This is a genomic window from Endobacterium panacihumi, assembly GCF_050847465.1.
In the GTDB taxonomy this organism is placed as follows: Bacteria; Pseudomonadota; Alphaproteobacteria; order Rhizobiales; family Rhizobiaceae; genus Neorhizobium; species Neorhizobium panacihumi.
In genome coordinates, this window is sequence record NZ_JBOZRA010000007.1 from 242602 (window position 1) to 267328 (window position 24727).

General features: G+C 59.6%; 24 protein-coding genes and 1 pseudogene. 20 read left to right on the plus strand and 5 right to left on the minus strand.

Annotation, left to right across the window (positions count from 1 at the left end; genetic code table 11):
* The first annotated feature begins 6 nt into the window (after positions 1-6).
* The 3 genes from ACRQ1B_RS24640 to ACRQ1B_RS24650 are packed head-to-tail and all read left to right on the plus strand — an operon-like array spanning position 7 to position 2388.
* A complete protein-coding gene (locus ACRQ1B_RS24640) occupies positions 7-759 on the plus strand; it encodes an amino acid ABC transporter permease (RefSeq protein WP_432296765.1) in 753 nt (250 codons plus the stop codon).
* Positions 749-1636, plus strand: a complete 888-nt coding sequence (locus ACRQ1B_RS24645; protein ID WP_432296766.1) for an ABC transporter permease subunit — start codon at positions 749-751, stop codon at positions 1634-1636. Before ACRQ1B_RS24640 ends, ACRQ1B_RS24645 begins: the two co-directional genes overlap by 11 nt.
* Before the next feature lie 8 nt (positions 1637-1644).
* The gene (locus tag ACRQ1B_RS24650; RefSeq protein ID WP_432296767.1) at positions 1645-2388 is read left to right on the plus strand and encodes an amino acid ABC transporter ATP-binding protein; all 744 of its coding nucleotides are present in this window, start codon (positions 1645-1647) and stop codon (positions 2386-2388) included.
* A 28-nt stretch (positions 2389-2416) separates the two neighbouring features.
* Here ACRQ1B_RS24650 and ACRQ1B_RS24655 read toward each other — a convergent pair whose 3' ends face one another.
* Positions 2417-3433 carry a GlxA family transcriptional regulator gene (locus tag ACRQ1B_RS24655; protein WP_432296768.1) on the minus strand — a complete coding sequence of 339 codons (1017 nt, stop codon included), beginning with the start codon at positions 3431-3433 and terminating at the stop codon, positions 2417-2419.
* 120 nt (positions 3434-3553) lie between these two features.
* Here ACRQ1B_RS24655 and ACRQ1B_RS24660 point away from each other — a divergent pair, with 120 nt between their 5' ends.
* A complete protein-coding gene (locus ACRQ1B_RS24660) occupies positions 3554-4312 on the plus strand; it encodes an SDR family NAD(P)-dependent oxidoreductase (protein WP_432296769.1) in 759 nt (252 codons plus the stop codon).
* Between the two features lie 134 nt (positions 4313-4446).
* Complete coding sequence (locus tag ACRQ1B_RS24665; RefSeq protein WP_432296770.1) at positions 4447-5163, plus strand: GntR family transcriptional regulator; 717 nt, start codon at positions 4447-4449, stop codon at positions 5161-5163.
* Here the strand turns inward: ACRQ1B_RS24665 and ACRQ1B_RS24670 are convergent.
* A complete protein-coding gene (locus ACRQ1B_RS24670; protein WP_432296771.1) occupies positions 5131-6024 on the minus strand; it encodes a LysR family transcriptional regulator in 894 nt (297 codons plus the stop codon). The two genes, ACRQ1B_RS24665 and ACRQ1B_RS24670, sit on opposite strands and share 33 nt — an antisense overlap.
* Positions 6025-6153: 129 nt before the next feature.
* On the opposite strand from ACRQ1B_RS24670, the gene ACRQ1B_RS24675 reads away from it, so the two are divergent.
* The 6 genes and pseudogenes from ACRQ1B_RS24675 to purU all read left to right on the plus strand — a co-directional run bounded on the left by ACRQ1B_RS24675 (position 6154) and on the right by purU (position 13141).
* Positions 6154-7395 (plus strand): FAD-dependent oxidoreductase, encoded by a 1242-nt coding sequence (locus ACRQ1B_RS24675; RefSeq protein ID WP_432296772.1) that lies wholly within the window; start codon positions 6154-6156, stop codon positions 7393-7395.
* A gap of 10 nt (positions 7396-7405) precedes the next feature.
* On the plus strand, positions 7406-7657 hold the full coding sequence (locus ACRQ1B_RS24680) for a sarcosine oxidase subunit delta (protein ID WP_432296773.1): 252 nt from the start codon (positions 7406-7408) through the stop codon (positions 7655-7657).
* A 1-nt stretch (position 7658) separates the two neighbouring features.
* Positions 7659-10553: a glycine cleavage T C-terminal barrel domain-containing protein gene (locus ACRQ1B_RS24685; RefSeq protein ID WP_432296774.1), complete on the plus strand. Its 2895-nt coding sequence runs from the start codon at positions 7659-7661 to the stop codon at positions 10551-10553.
* Position 10554: 1 nt separating this feature from the next.
* Positions 10555-11208, plus strand: a complete 654-nt coding sequence (locus tag ACRQ1B_RS24690) for a hypothetical protein (protein ID WP_432296775.1) — start codon at positions 10555-10557, stop codon at positions 11206-11208.
* A gap of 99 nt (positions 11209-11307) precedes the next feature.
* Positions 11308-12180, plus strand: a pseudogene (gene folD, locus ACRQ1B_RS24695) (bifunctional methylenetetrahydrofolate dehydrogenase/methenyltetrahydrofolate cyclohydrolase FolD); the annotation flags it as partial.
* Positions 12181-12256: 76 nt separating this feature from the next.
* Positions 12257-13141 carry a formyltetrahydrofolate deformylase gene (gene purU / locus ACRQ1B_RS24700; protein WP_432296776.1) on the plus strand — a complete coding sequence of 295 codons (885 nt, stop codon included), beginning with the start codon at positions 12257-12259 and terminating at the stop codon, positions 13139-13141.
* A gap of 73 nt (positions 13142-13214) precedes the next feature.
* On the opposite strand, the gene ACRQ1B_RS24705 is transcribed toward purU, so the two are convergent.
* A complete protein-coding gene (locus tag ACRQ1B_RS24705; RefSeq protein ID WP_432296777.1) occupies positions 13215-13649 on the minus strand; it encodes a RidA family protein in 435 nt (144 codons plus the stop codon).
* On the minus strand, positions 13646-14860 hold the full coding sequence (locus ACRQ1B_RS24710; protein ID WP_432296778.1) for a pyridoxal phosphate-dependent aminotransferase: 1215 nt from the start codon (positions 14858-14860) through the stop codon (positions 13646-13648). The genes ACRQ1B_RS24705 and ACRQ1B_RS24710 overlap by 4 nt, the downstream gene beginning before the upstream one ends.
* 110 nt (positions 14861-14970) lie before the next feature.
* On the opposite strand from ACRQ1B_RS24710, the gene ACRQ1B_RS24715 reads away from it, so the two are divergent.
* The 7 genes from ACRQ1B_RS24715 to ACRQ1B_RS24745 all read left to right on the plus strand — a co-directional run bounded on the left by ACRQ1B_RS24715 (position 14971) and on the right by ACRQ1B_RS24745 (position 22712).
* Positions 14971-15852 (plus strand): LysR family transcriptional regulator, encoded by an 882-nt coding sequence (locus tag ACRQ1B_RS24715; RefSeq protein ID WP_432296779.1) that lies wholly within the window; start codon positions 14971-14973, stop codon positions 15850-15852.
* 479 nt (positions 15853-16331) lie between these two features.
* Positions 16332-17375 carry an ABC transporter substrate-binding protein gene (locus ACRQ1B_RS24720; protein WP_432296780.1) on the plus strand — a complete coding sequence of 348 codons (1044 nt, stop codon included), beginning with the start codon at positions 16332-16334 and terminating at the stop codon, positions 17373-17375.
* Between the two features lie 48 nt (positions 17376-17423).
* The gene (locus ACRQ1B_RS24725; protein WP_432296781.1) at positions 17424-18251 is read left to right on the plus strand and encodes an ABC transporter permease; all 828 of its coding nucleotides are present in this window, start codon (positions 17424-17426) and stop codon (positions 18249-18251) included.
* On the plus strand, positions 18251-19063 hold the full coding sequence (locus tag ACRQ1B_RS24730) for an ABC transporter permease (RefSeq protein ID WP_432296782.1): 813 nt from the start codon (positions 18251-18253) through the stop codon (positions 19061-19063). The genes ACRQ1B_RS24725 and ACRQ1B_RS24730 overlap by 1 nt, the downstream gene beginning before the upstream one ends.
* Before the next feature lie 70 nt (positions 19064-19133).
* Positions 19134-20228 (plus strand): ABC transporter ATP-binding protein, encoded by a 1095-nt coding sequence (locus tag ACRQ1B_RS24735; RefSeq protein ID WP_432296783.1) that lies wholly within the window; start codon positions 19134-19136, stop codon positions 20226-20228.
* Positions 20229-20298: 70 nt separating this feature from the next.
* Positions 20299-21195 carry a dihydrodipicolinate synthase family protein gene (locus tag ACRQ1B_RS24740; RefSeq protein WP_432296784.1) on the plus strand — a complete coding sequence of 299 codons (897 nt, stop codon included), beginning with the start codon at positions 20299-20301 and terminating at the stop codon, positions 21193-21195.
* Positions 21196-21290: 95 nt separating this feature from the next.
* Positions 21291-22712: an FAD-binding oxidoreductase gene (locus ACRQ1B_RS24745; RefSeq protein ID WP_432296785.1), complete on the plus strand. Its 1422-nt coding sequence runs from the start codon at positions 21291-21293 to the stop codon at positions 22710-22712.
* A gap of 85 nt (positions 22713-22797) precedes the next feature.
* On the opposite strand, the gene ACRQ1B_RS24750 is transcribed toward ACRQ1B_RS24745, so the two are convergent.
* On the minus strand, positions 22798-22986 hold the full coding sequence (locus ACRQ1B_RS24750; protein WP_432296786.1) for a hypothetical protein: 189 nt from the start codon (positions 22984-22986) through the stop codon (positions 22798-22800).
* Between ACRQ1B_RS24750 and ACRQ1B_RS24755 the strand changes: the two genes are divergently transcribed.
* Together ACRQ1B_RS24755 and ACRQ1B_RS24760 are read left to right on the plus strand one after the other, a co-directional pair.
* On the plus strand, positions 22967-23743 hold the full coding sequence (locus tag ACRQ1B_RS24755) for an ABC transporter substrate-binding protein (protein WP_432296787.1): 777 nt from the start codon (positions 22967-22969) through the stop codon (positions 23741-23743). The genes ACRQ1B_RS24750 and ACRQ1B_RS24755 overlap by 20 nt on opposite strands.
* Positions 23744-23814: 71 nt before the next feature.
* Complete coding sequence (locus ACRQ1B_RS24760) at positions 23815-24720, plus strand: dihydrodipicolinate synthase family protein (RefSeq protein WP_432296788.1); 906 nt, start codon at positions 23815-23817, stop codon at positions 24718-24720.
* Positions 24721-24727 lie beyond the last annotated feature (7 nt).

Genomic DNA, 24727 nt, shown 5'->3' on the forward strand with positions numbered 1-24727 from the left:
CGTCGGATGAACGTCCTGTCAGACTATTTTCGTGATCTTGCGCAGAGATCACCGCGCTGGGACTTCATTTGGTTGTACGATGGCAGCGCCGCAGACCGGATTCTTTCCGGTCTGTGGGTGACCATCCAGCTCAGCGTCATTTGTGTCATCGCCTCGCTTGTCATCGGCTTCGCGGGGTCCATGCTGCAGACCTCCCGATACAGGGTCGCACGGCTGTTCGTCAGCGGTTACCTGCAGATCTTCCGCAACACGCCGCCGCTCGTTCAATTGCTGTTCTTCTATTTCGCCTTGGGACAGTTTACCCCGAGCTACAGCCCTGATGGCTGGACGCAAGTTCCGCTCATCTCGAATGTCGGCTGGGCAGCCATCGCGCTGTCGCTTTTCGGCGCGGCCTTCAACGTCGAGATCTTTCGCTCCGGCCTCGAGGCGGTTCCGAATTCGACGATCGAGGCGGCAGATGCGCTCGGCATGAGCCGTTGGCTGATTTTTTCGGAAATACAGTTCCCGCTGGCGCTCAGGGTCTGCCTGCCGGCGCTCAGCAGCAACCTGATCAATCTGGTCAAGACGACATCGCAGGCCTTTGCGATCGCGGTGCCTGAATTGCTTTATCAGTCCGCCTCCCTGTGGAACGACCACCCGGCTGCACAGAACCCGACCATGCTCATGTTGCTGGTGGTCTATGTCGGGCTTGTCGGGCTGTTGTCGCTCGGTCTCAGGTTCATGGAACGCAGAATGAGGGTGCCCGGTTATGGCGTCTGATATCGACAAGCGCGGGCAGGGGGCACATCCCCGTCGTAGCGATATGGCGGTCCTGTTGCCGCTTCGTCCCGCCCCGCAGATGGATAGCCTGTCGCTCACGACATGGCTCGCAAAACTTCGTTGGTGGCAGGTCATGCCGCTTCTGCTGGTCTGGCCGCTGCATGCGTTTGCGCAGGGAACGGTCACCACCGAGAGCGCTGTCGCAGTTCTCTACAAATGGGCGCCGTTTCTGCTTATGCACGGCTTTCTCTTCAATGTCGTGATCTCGGTTCTCTCGATGGCGCTCGGTACCGGTCTCGGCGTGCTGCTCGGCCTGACGCTGATCTCGAAATGGTTTCCGCTGCGTTTTCTCGGCAATACCGGAACGGCGTTCTTCCGTAACGCCCCCTGGCTCGTGCTGCTCTTCGTGGTACTTCTGGCGTTTCCGTTCGAGTTTACCATTTTGGGAACGCGGGTGCCGTTGCCCGGCTGGATCAAGGCGGTCATCGGCCTTTCGCTTCCGGTTGCCGCAAACATCGCCATCATCGTGCGCGGCGCGATACAATCGGTGCCATCTGCCCAATGGGAAGCCGCCGAAAGCCTGAGCTTCAGCCGCATGCAGACGCTCTGGCAGATCATCATTCCCCAATGCATCAAGCGGATGATCCCGCCATGGATGAACTGGTATGCGATCCTGACGATGGCGACGCCGCTGTGCTCGATCCTCGGCACGGAAGAGATGGTGACGCTCACCCGCCAGGCGATGGAGGCGGAAGGTAACAAGCCGGAACTGCTGATGCCGTTCTACGGTTTCATCCTCGTCCTGTTCTTCCTCTACTGCTACCCGATTGCAAAACTCACGGTGCGCCTTGAGCGCAAGTTCGCCGTCAAGCTCTAGGTAAAGATATGTGGTCTCCCAGTCTGCCCATCGTGGCGATGAAAAACGTGATGAAATCCTATGGTGATTTCGACGTGCTGAAAGGCATCAGCATGGACATCATGAAGGGCGAGGTGGTGTGCATCATCGGCCCTTCCGGTTCCGGAAAATCGACGCTGATCCGCTGCATCAACGGTCTCAACGATATCCAGCAAGGCTCGATCACCGTCGAGGGGCAGGAGGTACATGATCCAAAGCTTGACAAGCGGCTTTTGCGCCGCAAGGTCGGCATGGTTTTCCAGCAATACAATCTCTTCCCGCACAAGACGGCGCTGCAGAATATCATGATGGCGCCGTTGAAAGTGTTGAAGGAGCCGCGTGCGGACGTCGAAGCTCGCGCCCGTGCGCTCCTGAAGAAGGTGCGTCTGGAAGGCAAGGAAAACAGCTATCCCGGCGAGCTTTCAGGTGGCCAGCAGCAGCGCGTCGCCATTGCCCGTTCGCTTGCCATGCGCCCGGATATCATGCTGTTCGACGAAGTGACGGCCGCGCTTGATCCCGAAACGGTCAAGGAGGTTCTGGTCACGATCAAGGAACTGGCGGCGGACGGCATGACCTGCATTCTCGTCACGCATGAGATGGGATTTGCAAAGGAGGTGGCCGACAAGGTCTATTTCACCGACCGTGGCCTTATCGTCGAGGAAGGGCATCCGAGCGAGATTTTCAGCAATCCCAAGGACCCGCGCACCAAAGCGTTTCTCAGTCAGGTTCTCTGACGTTGTTGCCTTCGCGCAATGAACCGCCTCAAGGGCGTTCCTTGTCGAAGGCAACGGCTCTGGCGGCGACACGCATGGCTTTCGGTGTCGTCGCGAAACGGGCCTGAAAGATCTTGGTGAAATGGCTGGCATTGGAAAAACCCGTTGCCAGCGCCACTTCGGAAATCGGCAAGACCGTCTGCCGCAGCAACTGGGCTGCGCGGTCGAGGCTGATATGGCGGTAGAACTCCATCACGCTCATGTCGAGCGTTTCCACGAAAACCCGGTTCAGCTGTCGGGCGCTGATATGCGCCCGACCGGCGATCTCCTCAAGCGTCAGCCGGTCCGCCAGGTTGTTGTGCATGAGTTCGACGGCTGCCAGCGCCGCCGGGTGATGAATGTTGTATTTCTGCTCGAGGCCGGCCTTTTGCGGCGCTTCGGAAAGCCGCGTTTCGGTATGCATGAACCAGTCGCTGACCTGCTGGGCCAAGACGCGGCCATGGTTTTTCGAGATGATGTTGATCAGCAAATCGAGCGTGCCGGTGCCGCCAGCAGATGTGTATCGATCGCGGTCGATCACGTAGAGTGATTTTTCCAGGTTGAAGTCCTGAGACATCTCCTTGAGCGAATCAAAATGTTCCCAATGGATGGTGAACCGGCGATGCCGCATCAACCCGTAGCGTGCAAGGATGGCAGGTGCGCCCGAAATGCCGCCCAGCGGCACGTTCTGCCGCGTCAGTCGTTTCAGGTAACGCCCCAGTTCCACATTTTCGTAGAGGATGGGGTTTCCGCCCGCCACGAGGAAGACAAGATCGAAATCGACAGGCGCGCTTCGCATCTCGATGGTATCGAATGTGATGCCGATTGAGGATTGCGCCCGATCGCCTTCGGCGCTGATGAAGGTAAAATCATAAAGCCTGGTCTTCGACAGGATGTTGGCCGCGCGCAGCGGTTCGACCGTCGCAGCCAGCGATATAAGCGCATAACCATCGACCAGGATGACGCCGATCCTGCGGATACCCTGTTCCGAAAACAGCGCGCTGTGGTGATAGACCTGTGTGCTCATCGCTGAATTCCGGTCATTGGGCTGTGCGAGCGCGAGCAATACTCTGCAAAGCGATACTTGACAACGGATCGGTATCCAATTTGTATACGGATGAGGCTCACGATATCGGGATATGATCGCATGTATGACTTCAGCGGCAAGATAGTGGTGGTAACCGGCGGCGCCGGCGGCATCGGTGAATCGACAGCCTATGCCTTCGCGCGCTCCGGGGCAAAGGTGATCATCATGGATCGCTCGCTGGATGTTCTGGACAAGGCCATGACACGCCTGTCCGAAGCCGGTGATGTCAGCAGCGTCGCGGTCGACGTCGCTGACCGTGATGCCGTCGAGGCGGCGTTCAACGACATTGCGGCACTCGGCGGCACGGATGTACTGGTCACCAGCGCCGCAATCGTCAAGACCGGACTGATCCTCGATTTCGACCCGCAGGATTGGGAGCGCATCCTGTCGGTCAACCTCACCGGCACGTTCAATTGCTGCCAGTTTGCCGGGCGGCAGATGGTGGCGAAAGGCGTCGGGCGCATCATCACGGTTAGTTCGGTCAACGGCCAGATCGCCAATACGGGGCGCGGGGCCTATTCCTGCAGCAAGGGCGCGGTGGACATGCTGACACGCCTGCTGGCTGCCGAGCTTGGCGACAAGGGTGTGACCGCCAACGCCGTGGCGCCGACGCCGGTCGATACGCCGATGATCCTGCAGGTGCATGGCCCCAAGGACCGTGCCATCTGGGATGCACAAATTCCGGCCAAGCGTTACGCCAAACCGGAGGAAGTCGCCGCCGCCATCCAGTTCCTCGCGACGCCGGAAGCTGCCTATATCAACGGGCACATCCTCAATATTGACGGCGGCTTCATGGCCTCCGGGGTGCTGATCCGCTAACCTGTCCGGACGAGATATCGCAGCGCTGCGGCCGGGTAATGCGCCACTCGGCCGGTTGCTTGCCTTGTAAAATTCTTTGTACTACCACTTTTGCGATAAGGCATTGCTTTGTCAGTTTAATTGAAAGCGGGAATATGAGCGAAAGAGATGCTTGGAAAGTAGCAAAGGAATTGCGAGAGGCCATATTGCGGCTAGAATTGCGTCCCGGCCGCAGTCTTGATGAAGCGGCACTGGCCGAATCTCTTTCGGTATCTCGTACGCCGGTCCGCGAAGCAATCATCCAGTTGATCGCCGATGGACTGGTCGTTCGCGAAGGGCGCTCCGCCAAGGTTGCACCGCTCGATTTCAATGATCTGCCTAAACTTTACGATGCCCTTCTCGTGGCAAGCAGGGTCATCCATCGTCTGGCCGCACAGAACCGCACCGACCAGGATCTCAAAAAGATCTCGGACCAGATGAGCCTCTTCAAGCGGGAAGTCGCTGCGGGTGAGGGGGTCGGCCGCTCCGAAACCAATTTCGCCTTTCACATGGCGATCGCCAATGCTGCCGACAACCGGCATTTCGCAGCCTTCTACGAACAGACGCTGATCGGCTCGATCCGCATTGCACGGGCCTGTTTTGCCGGCAATACCACGGATGACGAAAACGATATCCGTACGCATCTGGATGAAACGGTGCGCCAGCACGATCTGATCTTTGATGCCATCGTCGCGCGCGATGCCGACAAGGCCGATGAATACGCCACTCTCCACCACAATCTGACGAAACAGCGTATCAAGCGCATCCTTTTCGCCGGTTCGCCGGTGCTCGGTGACGATCTAGATCTCACCAGCGAATGGAACCTGCCCTGACAGCCATTCTATGAATGTCGATGTGGCTCGCGTAAGGCGCCGCTGCTGGTTGGGAACCACATGCAGCGCGACCGGCAGGATGTCGCCGGCGCCGAAAGGCGCGGCCAGCCGGCCGGATGCCAGATAGGCGCTGGTATAGGACGACATTGCGGCCGTAATGCCGCCGCCACTGGCGCAGATTTCCAGCGCCGTCGCCGCATTGTCGACCTTGATCGGCGCCTGTTGCGGCGAAAGCGCCAGCTTTTCCTTCTGCACCCACAGATCCAGCAATTGCATGCGCCCCTGCACGTGAATGAGGCGTGCGGCATTAACCCACTCCGCCGTCGGTTTTTTGGCGGCCCGTTGCGCTGTCTGCGGATCGCAAAGGAGCATGAGCCTCTCGCTTCCCAGGCGAACGGAGCCGGGCGGCGGATTGGCGACGCTCAGCGCCAATATGCTCAGATCCGCCAGTTCGACATTGGGATCCGTCCAGATCGTGCTGTTCAGGCGCACTTCCAGCTGCGGGTTGGCGGCGGCAAAGCCATGCAGATTGCGCGCCAGCCACAAGGCGACGAAACTCAGCGGTGCCGAGACGGTTATGCTGGTGTGCATATGTGCGCCGAGAAGACCCTGCGTCGCCATTTCTGCCCGGTCCAGTGCTTCGGCAACGCCCGGCAGATAGGCCGCGCCCACTTCGGTCAGTTCAAGCCCGTTGCTGCGTCGATGAAAAAGCGGGCGCGCAAAAAAGCGCTCTAGTGCACGAACCCGCTGGCTGATGGCCGCCTGCGTGCAATTCAGCTCTTCAGCCGCGCGTGTGAAGCTCAGATGTCGTGCGGCGGCCTCGAAGGCCTGCAGGTAGTCGAGATGGGGAAGATTGCGCATGGCTGATACCGTTTGAATTTTCCATGCATTACAAAAACGGGGTCACTGGGTAAAGAACGATTTCTTGTTTCTGTTTGGCCAGAGGGCATTCTGGGAGCCATCAAAGCCACATCAAGGCGCAGGAAAACAATGCCCTTCTCCCTGTTGAAATATGGTCTCCGCTCCCGGCACGTTCCGTACGGCGACATCCCGAAGACACCGGACCTGAAGCGAGCCTATGATGTGGTCATCATTGGCGGCGGTGGACATGGTCTTGCGGCCGCCTATTATCTTTCCAACGTTCACGGCATCACCAATGTCGCGGTGCTGGAAAAAGGGTATCTGGCCGGCGGTAACACCGCCCGCAACACGACCACCATCCGCTCCAACTACATGACGCCGGAATCGGTTGCCTTCTATAAGGAAGGTGTCGAGCTTTACGAGACCATGTCGCAGGATCTCGGCTTCAACATCATGTTCTCGCAGCGCGGTCAGCTGACGCTTGCCCATTCCGAGGCGACGCTGCGCAGCTTCCATCTTCGAGCCGAGATGGGCAAATACATGGGCACCAAGATCGAGGTCGTGGACGTCCAGACGGTGCGCGACCTGTGCCCCGATCTCAATCTCGATATCGGCGGCCAGCACGAAATTCTCGGCGGTCTCTGGCATGCCGATGGCGCGACGGCCCGTCACGATGCGGTCGCCTGGGGTTATGCCAAGCATGCGGCGGCGCGTGGTGTCGAAATCCACCAGCGCACGGAAGTTCTGGGTTTTGGAAAGACCGGAGATCGCGTCACCGAAATCAAGACCAATCGGGGCACGATTGCCGCCGGTCAGGTTCTGCAGGCGGTCGGTGGTCTCAATGGCCAGGTCGCCGAAATGGCCGGCATCAAGCTGCCGATCCGGTGTTTCCCGCTGCAGGCGATGGTCACACAGCCGCTGAAGCCTTTCCTCAACACGCTGGTCTCTTCCGCCAACCTGCATACCTATCTTGTCCAGTCCTCGCGTGGCGAAATCGTCATCGGTGGTGGTTCGGATCCGTATCAGCTGGCCTCGACCCGCTCGACGCTTGATCAAAAGGAGCACCTGGCCGAAGGCGCGCTGCATCTCTTCCCATTCCTGCACAAGGTCAAGCTCCTGCGCCAGTGGGCAGGCATTACCGACATGACGCCGGATTACAGCCCGATCATGGGTGCGTCGCCGCTCGCCAATTACTGGCTCGATTGTGGCTGGGGAACCTGGGGCTTCAAGGCGACACCGGTGGCCGGCAAGCGGATGGCGGAAACCATCGCCACCGGTCGGGTGCCGGATATCCTGAAGCCTTTCGACATGCGCCGTTTCGACAATTTTGCCCTTCTCAACGAAATGGGCGCGACAGCCGCCAGCCATTGACGAGGCCCTCATGAAAATCCTGACCTGCCCGGTGAACGGGCCTCGCAACATCACCGAATTTCAGTATCTGGGGCCTGTTCGCGCCGCCGATGCCGATAATCCCGATCAGCTGATCGAGTCGCTTTTCTATACGGAAAATCCGCTCGGTGTTCTCAAGGAATGGTGGCGACACACGCCGTCCAACACGATCCTGATCGCAGAACGCCACACGGTGACCGACCAGATCATCGCCACCTATCTTCCCAATCGAAAGCCTGCCTGACATGACCGAACGGCTTCCATCTCCCTGGGGTTCGCGCATCGATCGCACCCGCAAGATCAGTTTCAGTTTCGATGGCCGCACCGTCGAGGGATATTCCGGCGACAGCATTGCATCCGCCATGGCGGGCGCCGACCGCTGGATCCTCTCGCGTTCGTTCAAGTATCACCGCCCGCGTGGTGTGCTCACCATGGCCGGTCAGGATGCCAACACGCTGGTTCAGTTGCCGGACGAACCGAATGTGCGCGCTGATCTGCGGGCGATCTCCGACAACCTTGCCGTGACGGCGCAGAATGTCAGCGGCACGGCCGAAAAAGACCGTAACGCCATCCTCGACAAGTTCGGCCGCTTCATGCCGGTCGGCTTTTATTACCGCACGTTTTTCGGCCCCGGCCAGAACAGCTGGCTGAAATTCTGGGAGCCGATCATCCGCAAGTCTGCGGGCCTCGGCAAGGTCGATATCAAGGCCGAGCACGGCCATTACATCCGCGAGAACCTGCATGTCGACGTGCTGGTGGTCGGTGCGGGGCCTGCTGGCCTGTCGGCTGCCATCAAGGCTGCAGAAGCCGGTGCCGGCGTGCTGGTCGTCGACCTCAATCCGGAGACGGGCGGGGCACTCACCTATGCCCGCTTCGACGTCGAGACGAGCGAAGCCGAAACCGCTCTCCAGTCGCTTCGCAGAAAGGCGGCCGGTCTGGCGAATATCCAGATCATGGCCGGTGCCACCTGCAATGGCTGGTTTGCCGACAATTTCATTCCTGTCCTGCAGGAAAACCGGCTTTACCGCGTCCGCGCCAAGCAGGTCGTCGTGGCATCCGGTTCGCACGAGCAGCCGCTTGTGTTCCGCAACAACGATCTGCCGGGCATCATGTTGTCATCGGCATCGCAGCGCCTTCTGCGCCATTACGGCGTGCGTCCGGGCAAACAGGCCGTGGTGTTCGCCGGCAATCGCGACGGTTTCCTGACCGCACTCGATCTGGTCGAGGCCGGCGTCAAGGTTGCAGCCGTGCTGACGCCGACCGGCGGTGCAGCCTGCGAGGACCTCGTTCAATTGCTCACGCAAAAGGGTGTCTCGGTTATCCGCAGTGCGACCGTTCTGACGGCTCTCGGTACGAGCGGCAATCGCCGCATTCGCGCCGTCACCTATAGCACGCCGCAGCATGGCGAAAAGACGATCGATTGCGATCACATGGTGATGGCGACGGGATATACGCCGGGTTATCAGTTGCCCCTCAATGCCGGTGCAAAACTCGGTTACGACGATGCGAGCCGCCAGTTCACCCTCAGCAATCTGCGCGAGGATTTCCATCTGGCGGGTTCCGTCGCCGGTGTGTTCTCGCTGAACGCTGTCCTGCGTAGCGGCGAAATTGCCGGTGCGACGGCGGCGAGAGCGCTCGGTCATGACGTGATCATTCCCGATGCCGTCGCCGATGCAGAAGCCGCCGACATGAACTATGCGCAGGATCTGTCCGCGCATCCGAAAGGCCGGGATTTCATCGACTTCGATGAAGACCTTCAGGTCAAGGACATTAAGAACGCGGTTGCTGACGGTTATAGCGAGCTCGAACTGGTTAAGCGCTATTCGACGGTCGGCATGGGCCCGTCGCAGGGGCGGCATTCGGCGCTGGCAACGGCTCGTATCGTCGCCGGCTCGACAGCCCGCAGCGTCGCGCAGGTCGGCATCACCACCTCGCGTCCGCCCTTCGGCCCCGAAAAGCTCGGCCTGCTCGCAGGTCCCAATCATGTGCTTTACCGGCACACGGCCATGCATGATGAACATGTGGCCGCAGGTGCGAAAATGACGCCGGTTGGGGCATGGTGGCGTCCATTCCATTATGCCGGCAAGGGTGATGTCGCCAAGGCGATCACTGACGAAGTTGCACTGGTTCGCAACAAGGTCGGCATGCTGGATGTCTCGACGCTCGGCAAGCTCGCTATTCGTGGTCCGGATGCCGCGGCCTTCCTCGATCGCATCTACACGATGGCGCATGCCAAGCAGCCTGTCGGCCGCGTGCGGTATTGCCTGATGCTGAACGACATGGGCTCGGTCATCGACGACGGTGTCGCCTTCCGCATCTCTGAAAGCGAATTCTACGTGACAGCCACCACCGGTGCAGTTGCGCGTGTGTTCAGTGAAATGATATTCCTGAACGCCAAATGGGGCATGCAGGTCGATATCCAGAACATCACCGCGGCTTTTGCGGCGATCAACGTCACCGGTCCTGCCGCGCGCCACGTTCTGGAGGCTCTGGATGGCGATATCGATCTTTCGCCGGAAGGTTTCCCTTATCTGAACGGTCGTGTCGGCACGATCGGCGGCTGCCCGGTGCGCATCATGCGTATCGGCTTCACCGGCGAACTCAGCTACGAACTGCATGTGCCGCAGTCCTACGGTGCTGCTCTATGGCGGAAACTTCTGGAGGTTGGCGCGCCGCACGGACTGCGTCCCTATGGTCTCGAAGCCTCGCGTATCCTGCGTCTGGAAAAGGGTCACATCATCATCGGTCAGGATACCGACGCGCTTTCGACGCCGGAAGAACTGTCGATGGAATGGGCGATTTCCAAGACCAAGGCCCGTTATGTCGGCAAGACCGGGGTCGAGGCGCGCGCGAAGCTGGAAACCAAGCGCAAGCTTTGCGGTTTCGAAATCACCGGCGAGGATGGCAAGCATCTCGGCGAATCCAATCTCGTCTTCCGTGACGGCCGGCCTGCCGGTTTCATCACCTCGGCCTGCTATTCGCCGACGCTCGGAAAATGGGTGGGCCTCGCCTATGTCGATCCGCGTGACACCGCGCCGGGCTCGACCATCAATATCAAAAGCTTCGGTGGCAAGGATATTCAGGCCAGGGCAGTGAAGGTTCCGTTCTACGATCCGGAAAGCAAGCGGCAGGAGATGTGACATGACCATCAGCGGACACACCAACACTGCCGAGCTGTCGCTGCGCAGCGATCTTCTGGGGCATCGGCTGGCTCTGCGGGGCAACCTTCCCGGCGCAGCCGAAAACATGGTTCTGGAATGCACGCCGGGCGAACGTTTTGGCTTGCGCGGTCCCGGAACGATCGATTGGGTCGCGGCGCAGGGGCTTGCCGTCCCGGCTGCGGTCAACACGGCCGAGCTTTCGTCCTGCGGCACGACGGTGCTGCGTCTCGGCCAGCAGGAAGTTCTGCTGACTGCTCCGTTGGGCGATGGCGGACAGAGGCTGCGCGACTTGCGGCAGGCGTGGCACGACGATCCGGGTCCGGCCAAAGGTTTCGATGCCTATCGCGACGAGGGCTGGGCATGGTTCGTGGTGTCCGGCCCTGAGGCTCCGACCTTGATGCGCCGCACCTCCATGGCGGATCTCGGACCGAAAAATCTCGCCGTCAACGACGTCGCGCAGACGCGTGCGCTTCATCTGGATGTCGTGATCGCCCGTCTGGATCGTTTTGGCGCGGTCTCCTACGACATTTTCCTCGATATCGCTTCGGCCAAGTTTGCGCTGGACGTGCTTGAGGAGACGGCTCGGGAGCTTGATGCCGGCTTCCGGGTTTCGGCGCTGCGCACGGCCGCCTGACGGCCGCTTTCGGTTCCACATGTCATGGCGGGTCACCATCAACCCGGGTCGGTAGACCCGGGCGCGGTGTCCTGCGCTCCGATGAAGGAATGAAAACAAATGGTTGCGGTAAGAATCGATGGAAAGGCCTTTGCCGAGACGGTGCGACGCGATGTTGCCGCACAGGTTGAAAGGCTGCAGTCCGATTACGGTATCACACCCGGCCTCGCCGTGGTTCTGGTCGGTGAAGATCCGGCATCCGAAGTCTATGTGCGCAACAAGGGCAAGCAGACGCGTGAATGCGGCATGGCCAGTTTCGAGCACAAGCTGGCGGCGACGGCATCCGAGGCGGAACTGCTGGACCTGATCAGCTCGCTGAATGCCGATGCGGCAGTGCACGGAATTCTCGTCCAGCTTCCATTGCCCGCGCATATCGACAGCGACAAGATCCTCAACGCCATCGACCCCGCAAAGGATGTCGACGGCTTTCATGTTGTGAATGTCGGCCTGCTGGGAACCGGACAGAAGGCAATGGTGCCCTGCACGCCACTCGGCTGCCTCATGCTGCTTCGGCATCATCATGGCAAACTTGATGGCCTCAACGCCGTCGTGATTGGCCGCTCCAATATCGTCGGCAAGCCGATGGCGCAGCTTCTTCTGCGCGACAATTGCACCGTGACGATTGCTCATAGCCGCAGCCGCGATCTCGAAGCCATCGTGCGTTCGGCCGATATCGTCATTGCCGCCGTGGGCCGGCCGGAGATCGTCACCGGCGCATGGATCAAGCCCGGCGCGACGGTCATCGATGTCGGTATCAACCGCGTGGAGCGGGACGGCAAAAAGAAACTTGTCGGTGACGTGCATTTTGAAAGCGCGGCGGAAGTGGCCTCCGCCATCACTCCGGTGCCCGGCGGTGTCGGGCCGATGACCATTGCCTGCCTTCTGGCCAATACGCTGACGGCCTGCTGCCGTGCGCGCGGCCTTCCCGAACCCTTGGGCCTGACAGCCAGATCCAAAGACAGCGAGCAGCCCGGTTCCGCCGGCGCCCGACCATCCTCCAGGAGTTCCGATGACACAGTTTTTCCTGACCGTAACCTGCCCCTCGACGCGGGGCATCGTTGCGGCAATCACCACCTATCTTGCCGAAAGCGGCTGCAACATCACCGACAGTTCGCAGTTCGACGACAGCGAAACCGGCAGGTTCTTCATGCGCATCAGCTTTCGCTCCGAAACCGGTGCCGACCTTGCTTCGCTGCGGGAAAATTTTGCGGAACGGGCCAAGGCTTTTGGCATGACCTATGCCTTCCATGACGAGACCGAGAAGATGAAGGTCGTCATCATGGTCTCCCGTTTCGGCCATTGCCTCAACGATCTGCTTTATCGCTGGCGCATCGGCGCCTTGCCGATCGACATCGTCGCCGTCATCTCCAATCATATGGATTATCAGAAGGTCGTCGTGAACCACGACATTCCCTTCCACTATATCAAGGTGACGAAGGCCAACAAGGCGGAGGCCGAAGCCCGTCAGATGGCGATCATCGACGAGACGGATGCCGATCTGGTCGTGCTTGCCCGTTACATGCAGGTCCTGTCGGATGAGATGTGCCGCAGGATGTCGGGTCGCATCATCAACATTCATCACTCATTCCTGCCGAGCTTCAAGGGAGCGAACCCCTACAAGCAGGCCTATGAGCGCGGCGTGAAGCTGATCGGCGCGACCTCGCATTATGTCACGGCCGACCTCGACGAAGGCCCGATCATCGAGCAGGACACGATCCGTGTCACCCATGCGCAGAGCCCTGACGATTATGTTTCGCTTGGGCGAGATGTGGAAAGCCAGGTTCTGGCGCGTGCGATCCATGCCCATATCCATCGTCGCGTTTTCCTTAACGGCAATCGTACGATCGTATTCCCGGCTTCGCCCGGCTCCTTCGCCTCGGAGCGCATGGGCTGATAATGGTGTGAACGGCAAAAAGCCCTGCCAATCGTCTCGATCGAGACGGCTGGCAGGGCTTTTTTGTTGGTATTTAAACCGCAGCGATCAGCTGGATTTCCACCGGCGCATTGCCGGGCAGCGTCGCGACGCCGATGGCGGCGCGGGTGCCGATGGCAGCGTCGCCGAGACAGTCTTTCAGGAATTGCGAGGCGTAGTCCGCCAGCTTCGAATGTGCGGTAAAACCCGGCTCGGCCGCGATAAAAACCGTGAGGCTGAGGATGGCGGAGATCTTTTCGCCGGGGTGCAACTGAGCTTCGGCCGCTGCCAGCGCGTTGCCGCAGGACAGAATGACGGCCTCGGCATGCTGCGCCGGATCGGCAGAGGCGGTAATGATGCCGGTAAACTGAAGAACACCTTGATCACGGGGTGTCATTCCGGCCGTAAAGATCATGTCTCCGCGGCGAACCGCAGGGACATAAAGCCCCTGCGGGATCGGCAGGCCATTTCGGGCCTTGTCCGGTGTCATGCGCGATATCGGTCAACGAGAGCGACGAGACGCTCTGCTGCGGCCACTGCGGCGGCATGATCCTGCGAGAAGTTCAAGCGAACGCTGCTGTCGCTGAAGGGGCTGAACTCTGTGCCCGGCGTCGCGATGACACTCGCCTGCAGACGCAGAATACGCACGAAATCCCGGCCGTTGACGGCGAGCTTCGGCAATTGCGGGAAGATGTAGCTTCCAGCTTCCGTGGTGCGTACCTTAAAACCTTCGCTGGCGCGGAAAGCCTTGAGCAGGTCGTCGCGGATCGCCTCATGCTCACGAACGCGCTGCGCCATCCAGCCCTCCGGCTCATTGAACCACGTGCGGAACACGGCTTGACTATAGCCACCGGCGCGCAGGGAAACGATCGCCTGCAGCTTTTCCATGCGCGTGATGATGGCCTTCGAGCCGAAGGCGACGCCGAGGCGGTAGCCGCTCAGCGACTCGGTCTTGGAAGGACCCATGATGGTGATGACGTTTTCGGCATCGATGGCTTCCGCCCGCAGGTGCGCGTAATCGACGCCGGAATAGAGCAGGCGGGAATAGAGCTGGTCGACGATGACGGTTGCGCCATAACGGCCCGCCAGCGCCGCGATCGATTTGATCTCCTCGCGGGAATAAACCACGCCCGCCGGATTGTTCGGATTGGAGAACAAGAAAACCTTGGCGCCCGATTTGAACGCGTCTTCCAGCTGGCCGAGATCAATGCCGGCGCGGCCTTCGACATTCAGGTAATCCATCTGGATGGGCATCATCTGCCCTTCGCAGAATTCCACCAGCTTGCGGTTGGCAAAATAATCCGGCTGCACGACAGCAACCTTGTCGCCATGCGCGACGGTGGAGGCGACGGCGAGGAACAGGGCGCCCTGTGTGCCGGGAGTGAGGATCATGCCGTCGGCGGCATCGACCGGCGCGCCGGTAAAGCCGGCGATCGCGGGTGCGAGCTGTTCACGAATGGAGATGTCGCCGCGGTACTCCGTATAGGCCTGCTTGCCGCCCGCTTCGACACCGGCGGAAAACACCTCGAAGGAACCCGGTGTCGGGGTGAAGGCATCCACGTCGCCATGGGAAAAATCGACCTGGCGTCCGGCGATCTTTTCGCCGCGCAGCAGGGCCTCGATATCACCAGTCTGCTGGCGCACTTCCTGACCCGGCGCGGCATCGGTGCCCATGCGCTCGAATTTGGCTTGAATAGTCATTGAAACTCCTATCATCGGCACTCGGCCGCAAAACTGAAGGCTACGGTAACCGGGTTTTAAAGCAATAAAATATGCTTGCCAGTTTCTTCAAAAGATAGAAAAACTATCTTATGGACACAAAATTCCTGGAAAGCTTCCTCATCGTCGCTGAATGCGGATCCGTTGCCGAGGCTGCACGGCGTCTTAACATGACGTCGGCTGCGGTCGCGCAGCGCATCAGAGCGCTGGAGGCGGAGCTTGGGCAGGAACTGGTCTCGCGGGTGGGGCGCACGGTCCGGCCGACGGCCGCGGGCCTTGCCGTGCAGCGCCATGGGCCGGCGCTGGTGCGCGGTGCAAGAGATCTGCAGGCGATTGCCGCCGGAGACCTGCCGAGCGGCCAGCTTCGGTTGGGGGCGACTGCGACGGCGATGACCGGGCTTATTCCGCATATCACCGCAAGCCTCAGCGAACGGTTCCGGCAGATCGACTATTTTCTGCAGCCGGGCTCTTCGGTCAATCTCTATCACGCAGTCCTGTCGGGCGAACTCGATGCGGCCCTGATCATCGAACCGCATTTTCCGATCCCCAAGGCATTCGGCTGGGCGACTATTCGCCGGGAGCCTCTTTTGCTGCTGGCGCCCAAGTGCCTGCCGATCGGAGATCCTCATGAGGCGCTGACCTCGCAGCCGTTCATTCGGTATGACCGCAATCAATGGGGCGGACAGATCGTCGATCGTTATCTACGGCGCCATTCCATCACGGTGCGGGAATGGGCGGAACTGGATGCGCTCGATGCCATCGCAGCGCTGGTCGACCGCGGACTTGGGGTTGCCCTCGTGCCCGATTGGGCGCCACCCTGGCCGGAGGGACTGCAACTTCAGAAGCACCGGATTGCGGATGGGGATCTTCGCAACATGGGTGTGCTCTGGGCAAATTCAGGTCCGAGGATTGCCGCCATCCGCGCATTTGTGGAGGCATGTGGCGAAATTTCAGAAAACAATGTCAACGAATGACTATGGCAGCAAATTCGAATTTTTGCATTATGTGGTGGTAATCATTGACGAATGTCGATTTTTTCTGTCGGGGTTCATGCTTTGTGTCTCTATGCGGGGTCATAGATCGACTAAAGAAAATGCTTAAAGAAGCCCATTGACAGGCGTTTCAGTATACGTAAGGTATTCTGAAAGACGGCCGAGGAAGAGTATCTCCCGCCGATAGCAAAGAGAAGCACCGCCGCGTCACTGGGAGACGCGGCGTACATTCAAAAAGAACTCCGGCCATCGAATAAAGCCGGCGATGAAGTTTCGAGACGGCGCGGCAGACGCGGCGCCGTGCACGCAATGGTGCGCGCCTCGACAAGGCGTCATTCCTTTATGAAAGGGTTCAAGGCGCGCCAGCGCATGCATGTGAATACACACGCTACAAGCAGCGAATACATCCAACGATAGAGAATAAGGGGAACACAATGACTCGTCGTCGCATGAATCTGCCCATGATCAATCGTCGTAATTTTCTTGCCAAGGCCGGCCTTGCAACGGCTGGTGTGTTAGCCGCACCTTACGTCAGCACCAGTTATGCGGCGACGAAGGAACTTGTTCTTGTCACCTGGGGTGGAAACTACCGCCAGGGCATGGAGGACGGTCTCGTCAAACCGTTCATGAAAGAGACCGGCATCAACGTCACCGTTCTCGATACGCCCGACATGGCCAAGGTCAAGGCGCAGGTCATGACCGGCAATGTGCAGTGGGATGTCTTCGATGCACCCGGTTCGATGGGGGCCAGCGGTGCCGCCAACGGCTATTGGGAAAAGCTCCCATCCGGTCTGTTCGATGAAGAAGACCTGACGCTCAAGTCCAAGGAATTCCTTGTTCCCTTCTTTACCTTTGCCGGTGGCGTCGCGTTCGATCCCGAGCGTTTCCCGGAAGGCAAACGTCCCAAGACCTTCGCCGACTATTTCAACGCCGAGGCATTCCCCGGTCGCCGCACACTCAGAACCCGCGCGATGGAGACGCTGGAAATTGCGCTCCTCGGTGATGGCGTCGCTCCGGCAGAGCTTTACCCGCTCGATATCGATCGCGCCTTCAAGGTGCTGGAAAAGATCAAGCCGCATGTCGCCAAATGGGTCGAGGCCACACCGCAGACCGTCACGCTGCTGCAGACAAAGGAAGCGGATTTCAGCTTCACCTATGCCAACCGTATTCAGGCCAGCAACCGAGATCAGGGCGTCAAGCTTGGTTTCTCGTTCGATCAGAACCTCAACGGTGTGGAATATCTCGCCGTCCTGAAAGGCGCGCCGAACAAGGAAAATGCCTTCAAGTTCCTCTCCTTCGCGATGAAGCCGGAATATCAGGCATCCTGCATGGAGGCGAAGGGCGGCGCGCCGATTAGCCGCAAGGCCTATTCGCTGCTCAAGCCGGAATCGCTGGAATGGCTGCCAAAACTCGATGCCACCAACAATGCCTATATCAATGACGAATGGTGGTCGACGAAGCTCGAGGCAACGGAACGCCGCTTCAAGGAATGGCTGCTCGGTTAATCCCAGTCCCGATTTCAAATCGCTGGTTTAAGCCTAGAGGACATTTCAGTGACCGTTATCGCATCCAAGGGTGCCGGACCGTTCATTGCCCCAGCCGCGATCCTTTCGCTGCTGGTGGCACTGGTCCCCGTCATCTTCATTTTTTACAATAGCACGGCCGGTGGCACGTCCACAGAAGCTTTCACCAGCATTCTTGAAAGCAACCTGTTCCTGCGCGCGATGAGGACGACGTTGGAGGTTTCGCTCCTGGCCAGCCTCCTCAGTGTCATTCTCGGTTATGTCGTGGCCCTTCACTTAGCCCGACAGTCGGCGCGGCGGCGTGCCGCGCTGATGGTTCTCGTGCTCCTGCCGTTCTGGACCAGCATTCTCGTGAAAAGCTATGCTTTCACGATCATTCTGGGCCGCGAAGGTATCGTCAACAGCTTCCTGTCCTGGGCTATGGGCGCGGAAATCGTTCTGCCGCTGATCTTCAATCGCGTGGGCGTCATGGTCGGCATGACCAATTATCTGACACCGCTCGTGGTCTTCCCGGTTCTCGCCAGCCTGCTGGCGATCGATCCCGCGCTCTACCGTGCCGCGGAGATCATGGGTGCCAAGCCGGCCCGTATCTTTCTGACGGTGACGTTGCCGCTCAGTGTGCCAGGCGTGCTCGCCGGTGCGCTCAGCGCCGCCGTCATGTCGCTCGGCTTCTTCATCGTTCCGGCCCTTATGGGCGGCAAGCAGGACATCATGCTGGCCAATCTGGTCGACTTCTACACACGCGAGGTTCTCGACTGGAATGTCGCGTCTGCGGTGGGTGTCATCCTGTTCGCTCTCGTGGCCATATTCGCGGTGCCGGCAATGCTGATGCGCGGCAAACAGCAGGGAGCACGCTGATGACCGCTCACATCAAGGATGTCCGAAAGGTCGCCTATCGCTGGATCGGCACGGTTCTCGCCATCTGTGTCTATATCTTCCTGCTTGCGCCCAGCGTCATCGTCATTCCCGTGTCGTTCGGCTCGCAATACGAACTCAGCTTCCCGCCACGGCAATATTCGCTCGATCTCTATCGCATCTTCTTCTCGAGCGATGCCTGGATGCAGCCGTTGTTCCTCAGCCTGCGGGTCGCTTTGATGACAACCGTCATCTCGACGGTCATTGCGGTGCCGGCCGCCTATGCCATCGTGCGCTTCAGTTTCATCGGCAAGAAGCTCCTGATGGGCCTGATCATGAGCCCGCTGGTCATTCCCTCGGTGGTTTTCGCGCTCGGCGTTTATCTCTACTTCTCCTATCTGAGGCTTACCGGCACCACGACCGGACTGGTCGTCGCCCATACGATGTTCGTTCTGCCCTATGCGCTGGTGATCATCAGCGCCGGCATCCAGAAACTCGATCCGAACCTCGAATTCGGTGCGATGCTGATGGGAGCGGGACGTTTCCGGATGATGATGACGGTTGTCCTGCCGCAGCTTTATCCGTCGATCGGGGCAGGGGCGCTCTTCGCCTTCCTCATCTCCTTCGACGAGGTCGTGATCTCCTGGTTCCTCGCCGGTCCCAGCACCACGACGCTGTCGGTCAAGATGTTCAGCGCGATCCAGTGGGAAATCTCGCCGGTGATTGCCGCCGTCTCGACCATTCTCACGGCGATCTCGCTTGTCGTCTGCCTGGTCAACGTCATGCTTCAGAAAAAGGCCGACGTTCCGGCCTGAGGTGACTGATCGCCTTGCACAACAGATCCGCGCCGGAGCCTTTGCTCCTCCATGCGCCAAGGAAGATTTTATGACTACTACCGAACCGAACATGATTGAACTGCAGGGGGTATCGAAGGAATTCGGAACGTTCCTCGCGCTTCGTCCCACGGACCTGAACGTGCGCAAGGGCGAGTTTCTGACCCTGCTTGGTCCCTCCGGCTCCGGCAAGAGCACGCTTCTGAACCTGATTTCCGGCGCTTTTGCCGCAAGCTCCGGCAAGATCCTGCTCAATGGCGCGGATATTACCAATGCACCGCCGCGCAAACGCGGTATCGGCATGGTGTTCCAGAACTACGCCCTGATGCCGCATATGACGGCGTTTGAAAACGTCGCCTATCCCCTCAAGGTGCGTGGTGTTTCCAAGGCTGACATCAAGGACAAGGTCACGGATGCCCTGAAACGCGTCGGTCTTGCCGGTTTCGAACATCGCAAGCCGAAACAACTGTCCGGCGGCCAGCAGCAGCGCGTCGGTATCGCCCGCTGTATCGTCTATTCGCCGTCGATCATCATGATGGACGAGCCGCTCGGCGCGCTCGACAAGAACCTGCGCGAGCAGATGCAGGACGAGATCAAGACGCTGCATCGCGAGATCGGCACCACCTTCATCTACGTGACGCATGATCAGGAGGAAGCGCTCAACATGTCCGATCGCATCTGCCTGATGAACAATGGCGGCGTCGTGCAGCTCGGCACGCCGGATGATCTGTATTTTCGCCCGGTCAACACGTTCGCGGCGCAGTTCATCGGCGAATCCAACCTGTTTTCGGGCAAGGTGGAGGCCGATGGGCTCCTGAAACTTGCCAGTGGTCATGCGCTCGCGCTTCCGGCAAATGCCAAGCTTGCCGCCGGACAAACCTGTCAGGTCATGCTGCGCCCTGAACGCGTCAAGGCCGTGATCGCCGGCGAGGTGCCGGCATCGGCAAACACCCAGTCTGCTTCGGGCCGCGTCGCCAATGTTTCCTTCATCGGCAGCATGACCTCGCTTGCCGTCGAACTGGCGGACGGCACGCTGATGAAATTGAAGCTCACCTCGCTGCCGCTGCAGAGCCGCTACAAGGTGGGGGATGCCATCGAACTGCGCTGGGATGCCGAGGATATCGTCGTTCTGCAGGACGAAGCCTGATCGGGACCACGGCGCAGAGCCGCTACGCATAGGGCTCCTTGCATGAGAGCCGGACTTTTGGAGACTTAATATGGATATCCGCAATCTTTCCGGCATCGTCACAGCGACGCCGACCCCCACCAAGGACGGCAACGTCGACGTCGCTTCGGTGAAGGAACTGGCGCGTTACCTTGTTGCCAATGGCGCGACCGGCCTCGCGCCGATCGGCGGAACGGGTGAATATATCTCGCTGAGCGAACAGCAGAAGGTCGACATGGTTCGCGCAACCGTGGAAGCCGTCGATGGTGCCATTCCGACGATCGCCGGCCTGATCGCTCCCGGCCTCGGAGAAGTTTTCGATAGCGGTAAACGCATCCTCGATGCCGGGGCCGACGGTCTTCTCGTGACCACGCCCTTTTATGTGCGTCCGACGCAGCAGGGGATCATCGACTATTTCAAGGCGATTTCCGACACGCTCGATACCGATCTCGTACTCTACGAATTCCCATACCGCACCGGCGTTTCGCTGACGGCCGAAACGGTTCAGGCGCTGGGTGAAACGACCCGTATCGTGGCGATGAAGGCGTGTAACGCCGATGCCGGCTTGCAGATGCGGGTACTCGAGGCCGCTGGTGACAAGATTTCCATCCTGTCCGGCGACGAGGACGTCTATCCGCTGCATCTGGCGGCCGGCGCCAAGGGCGGTCTGTTCGCATCGTCCTGCATCATCCCCAAGGTCTGGAACAGGATCACCGAACTCGGACAGGCCAACAGGACAGCCGAGGCGCTCGCCTTGCATGCGAAGATCAGGCCGTTCCTGAAACTGCTGTTCTGCGAGCACAATCCGATCCCGCTCAAGGCTGCCCTGCGCATTCTTGGCAAGCCTTGCGGTGAAGCGATCCTGCCACTTTTGAGCGCGAGTGCCGAGACCGAGGCCCAGCTCGTCAAGATGCTGCCGGAGATGCAGGCGCTCGAAGCCTCCATCTGATCGGGTGAGGTGGCGATCAACCGTTGCCACCTCGCTCAGCCTGGAATTATTCGACCATATGCGTGCACGGCAAATTTGCCGACTGGAAGTGAAACATGGATATCGACAAGCAGATCATTGCCGAAATCGAGGCGCGGATCGGGGCGAAAAACGTCAGGACCGGTGCCGATGCCGAAGGTTTCCTCGAGGATTTCTGGGGACGTGCGCGTGGCAAGACCCTGTGCGTCGCTTTGCCCGGCAGCACGCAGGAAGTGTCGGAAATCCTGTCGATCTGCTTTGAACACAAGATCGCGGTCTTTCCGCAGGGCGGCAATACCAGCACCTGCCTTGGCGCCGTGCCGGATGGTTCCGGCCGCTCCATCGTCCTGTCACTGTCGCGCATGAACCGCATCCTGTCGATCGATCCGCTTGATGCCTCGATTACCGCCGAGGCCGGCTGCATTCTCGCCGACATTCAGGAGGCGGCCGCCAAGGTCGACAAGTTTTTCCCGCTCAGCCTCGGTGCGGAAGGCAGCTGCCAGATCGGTGGCAACGTGTCCACCAATGCCGGCGGCACGAGTGTTCTGCGTTACGGCAATACCCGCGATCTGGTTCTCGGCATGGAGGTCGTGCTGCCCGATGGTCGGATCTGGGACGGCATGCGCACGCTTCGCAAGAACAATACCGGTTATGACCTGAAACATCTTTTCGTGGGCGCGGAAGGGTCTCTCGGCATTATCACCAAGGTGGCGCTGAAGATCTTTCCGAGCCTCGGGCACCTGACATCGGCTTTGATCTCGTTCGAGGATATTGCCCATCTGACGGCCTTCACGGAGCCGCTGCGGCGCGCTTTCGACACCTCGATCATCGCCATGGAGCTGATTTCCGGCAGCGAGGTGCGCATCGTCAAAACGATGATGCCGGACCTGAACATTCCCTATGACCAGAATGTCGGCTGGTTCCTGCTGGTCGATCTCGTTTCTGACGGGCAGGGCGATATCGCCGACCGTCTGCAGGAGGTTCTCGGCGACGCGATGGAAAGTGGACAGATCACCGACGTGCTGATCTCCGCCAACGAAGCGCAGCGGGCGGCCATCTGGAAGCTCCGGCATTCCGTCACGGAATCCCACAAGAAATACGGCATGGGCATGTCGCATGATATCGCCGTGCCGATCGGCGATATTCCGCGGTTCATCCAGATCGCGAAGGCGAAGGTCGATGAAGCCTTTCCGCAGGCGGAAATCGCCATTGTCGGCCATGTCGGCGACGGCAATCTCCACTACAACGTGATTTTCGAAAAGTCCCGCTGGAATGCCATTCCCGACCAGCCGCAGATGCGCAAGGACGTCTACAAGGCAGTCTATGACATCGCGGCGGACATGAACGGCACGTTCAGCGCCGAACACGGCATCGGTGCCCTGCATGTGGGCGAGATGAAGACGTATAAATCCGACATCGAGCTGGGAATGATGAAGGGGGTGAAGGCCCTTTTCGACCCCCGCAACATCATGAATCCAGGCAGAATACTGCCGGATTGACGAACGGCCTGTCTCGAAACAGGCGCCGGATGTGCCGGGCGGTTCATGCCGCCGTGACCATCTGATCGATCACAGACCTGACGTTTCACACCTTCGCCTGCTTCAGGCGGAGCAGGGCACGGCTGACCGCATTCAGCCGAATCCGTCTTTTACCAACAGGCACAGAGAGGAATTCGCACAGAAAGACCGCAGGCAGCCGATTAGAATTTTTCCAAGTATCCGTTCTGGATGCGGAAATTAAAAAGGGGAATGCCATGAAAGTCGTCAATGCCATCAACGTATCCCTGTTCCTGAGCGTTTCCGTGTCGGGAGCGGCTTACGCACAGGAAGCGCCGAAAGATCTCAGAATAGGCACGTCGCTGACCCAGATGCCCTGGGGCTTTTTCGACGAAAACCAAAAGCCGACTGGCGTCGATGTGGCGCTCTGCGGCGCTATCGCCCAAAAGCTGGGTTCGACCGCCGAATTCATTAGTCTCGATTTCAAGGGGCTCATCCCCGCATTGCAGGCCGACCGTTTCGACATGGTCTGCGCCGCCATGTACATCACGCCGGAGCGTGAGCAGGCGATCGCGATGGTACCCTATATCCAGGCAAGCCAGACCGTCGTCACCAAGAAGACAGCCCAGATCGAAGGTCTCGACGGCCTTTGCGGCCATTCGGTCAGCGTGCTGCAGGGATCGGGGTCGCTGAAGGTTCTGCAGGAAGCCAGCGGCAAATGCGAGGCTGCCGGCAAGCCGGCCGTGACCATCCAGGCATTCGACACGCAGCCAGTCGCCATTCGCGCGCTCGAAAACGACAGCGTCGAAGGCTTCATCGCAACGGACTCGCTCGTTTCCTACTACATGACCAAGAACGACAGCCTGAAGAAGGTGGCGACGGGCATCAGCCCCACCAAGCTCGGCATCGGTTTCCAGACCGGCAATCAGGCCTTGGCCAAGCTTGTCGCCGATGCCCTGACCGCCATGAAGGCGGATGGATCCTACGACGCAGTCCTGAAGCAATGGGGCATCGAGAGCGCCGCTCTCAAATAGTCCTGACCAGTCCATCTGGCCGACGGCGGCTGGTCGTCGGCCCATTTGTTTCCAGCAAGAGAGGAAGAGGCATGAAAAGCGACCTCAAGGGTATTATCAGCGCAATTCTCACACCATTCACCAAGGACGGCGCGTCCATCGACGAGGCGGCCTATGCCCGTCTGGTCCGTTCGCAGCGCGACGCCGGCATTCATGCCGTTGTGGCCAGTGGCTCGACCGGTGAGCATCCGGCGCTTTCCGTTACCGAACGCAAGCGTCTTTACGAAATCGCGGTCGAGGCTGCCGGCGACGGGATGGATGTCGTTGCCCATGTCGGCTCCAACAATGTTCGCGATGCTCTGGATCTTGCCCAGCATGCCCGCAATGTCGGCGTCGATCAGATGCTTGTCCTGACCCCGTACTTCGAAACCCTGAAGTTTGCTGATGTTCAGCGCTTCCTCGACAAGATCGTTAAGATCTCCGGCGGCCCGATCATCTATTACGACAGCCCTGCGAACACGCGTCTCGATATCAGCGAAGACCAGATGGTGACCCTGAAGCGTGATGGTCTCGTGTCGCACATCAAGGACAGCCCGCAGAACTTTACCCGCACCATGCGCATGCTCTCCAATCCTGAGGCGCCGACTGTTCTGGCCGGCTGCGATCCGGCCCTGCTGGCCGTACTCGCCCATGGCGCTCCGGGTTCGATCATCGGCGCGTCGACCTTCATCCCGGAACTGTGTGTCGAACTGTATGACCGCATTTCCGTCGACAAGGACTGGAATGCGGCTCTGAAGGTCTGGGACCGCCTGTGGCCGGTCCTCAACTTCATGCTGCTCAACGGTTACGTCCCGCTTGCCAAGGCCGGCTCGGACATCCGCGGCCTGCCGCTCGGCAATCCGCGCGAACCGATGGCGCCGTCGTCGCCAGAGCTTCGCGAACGCCTGAAGACCGTGCTGGAAGCTTCCGGCATCAAGTCTCTTCCGCTGGCAGCATAAGGAGAGA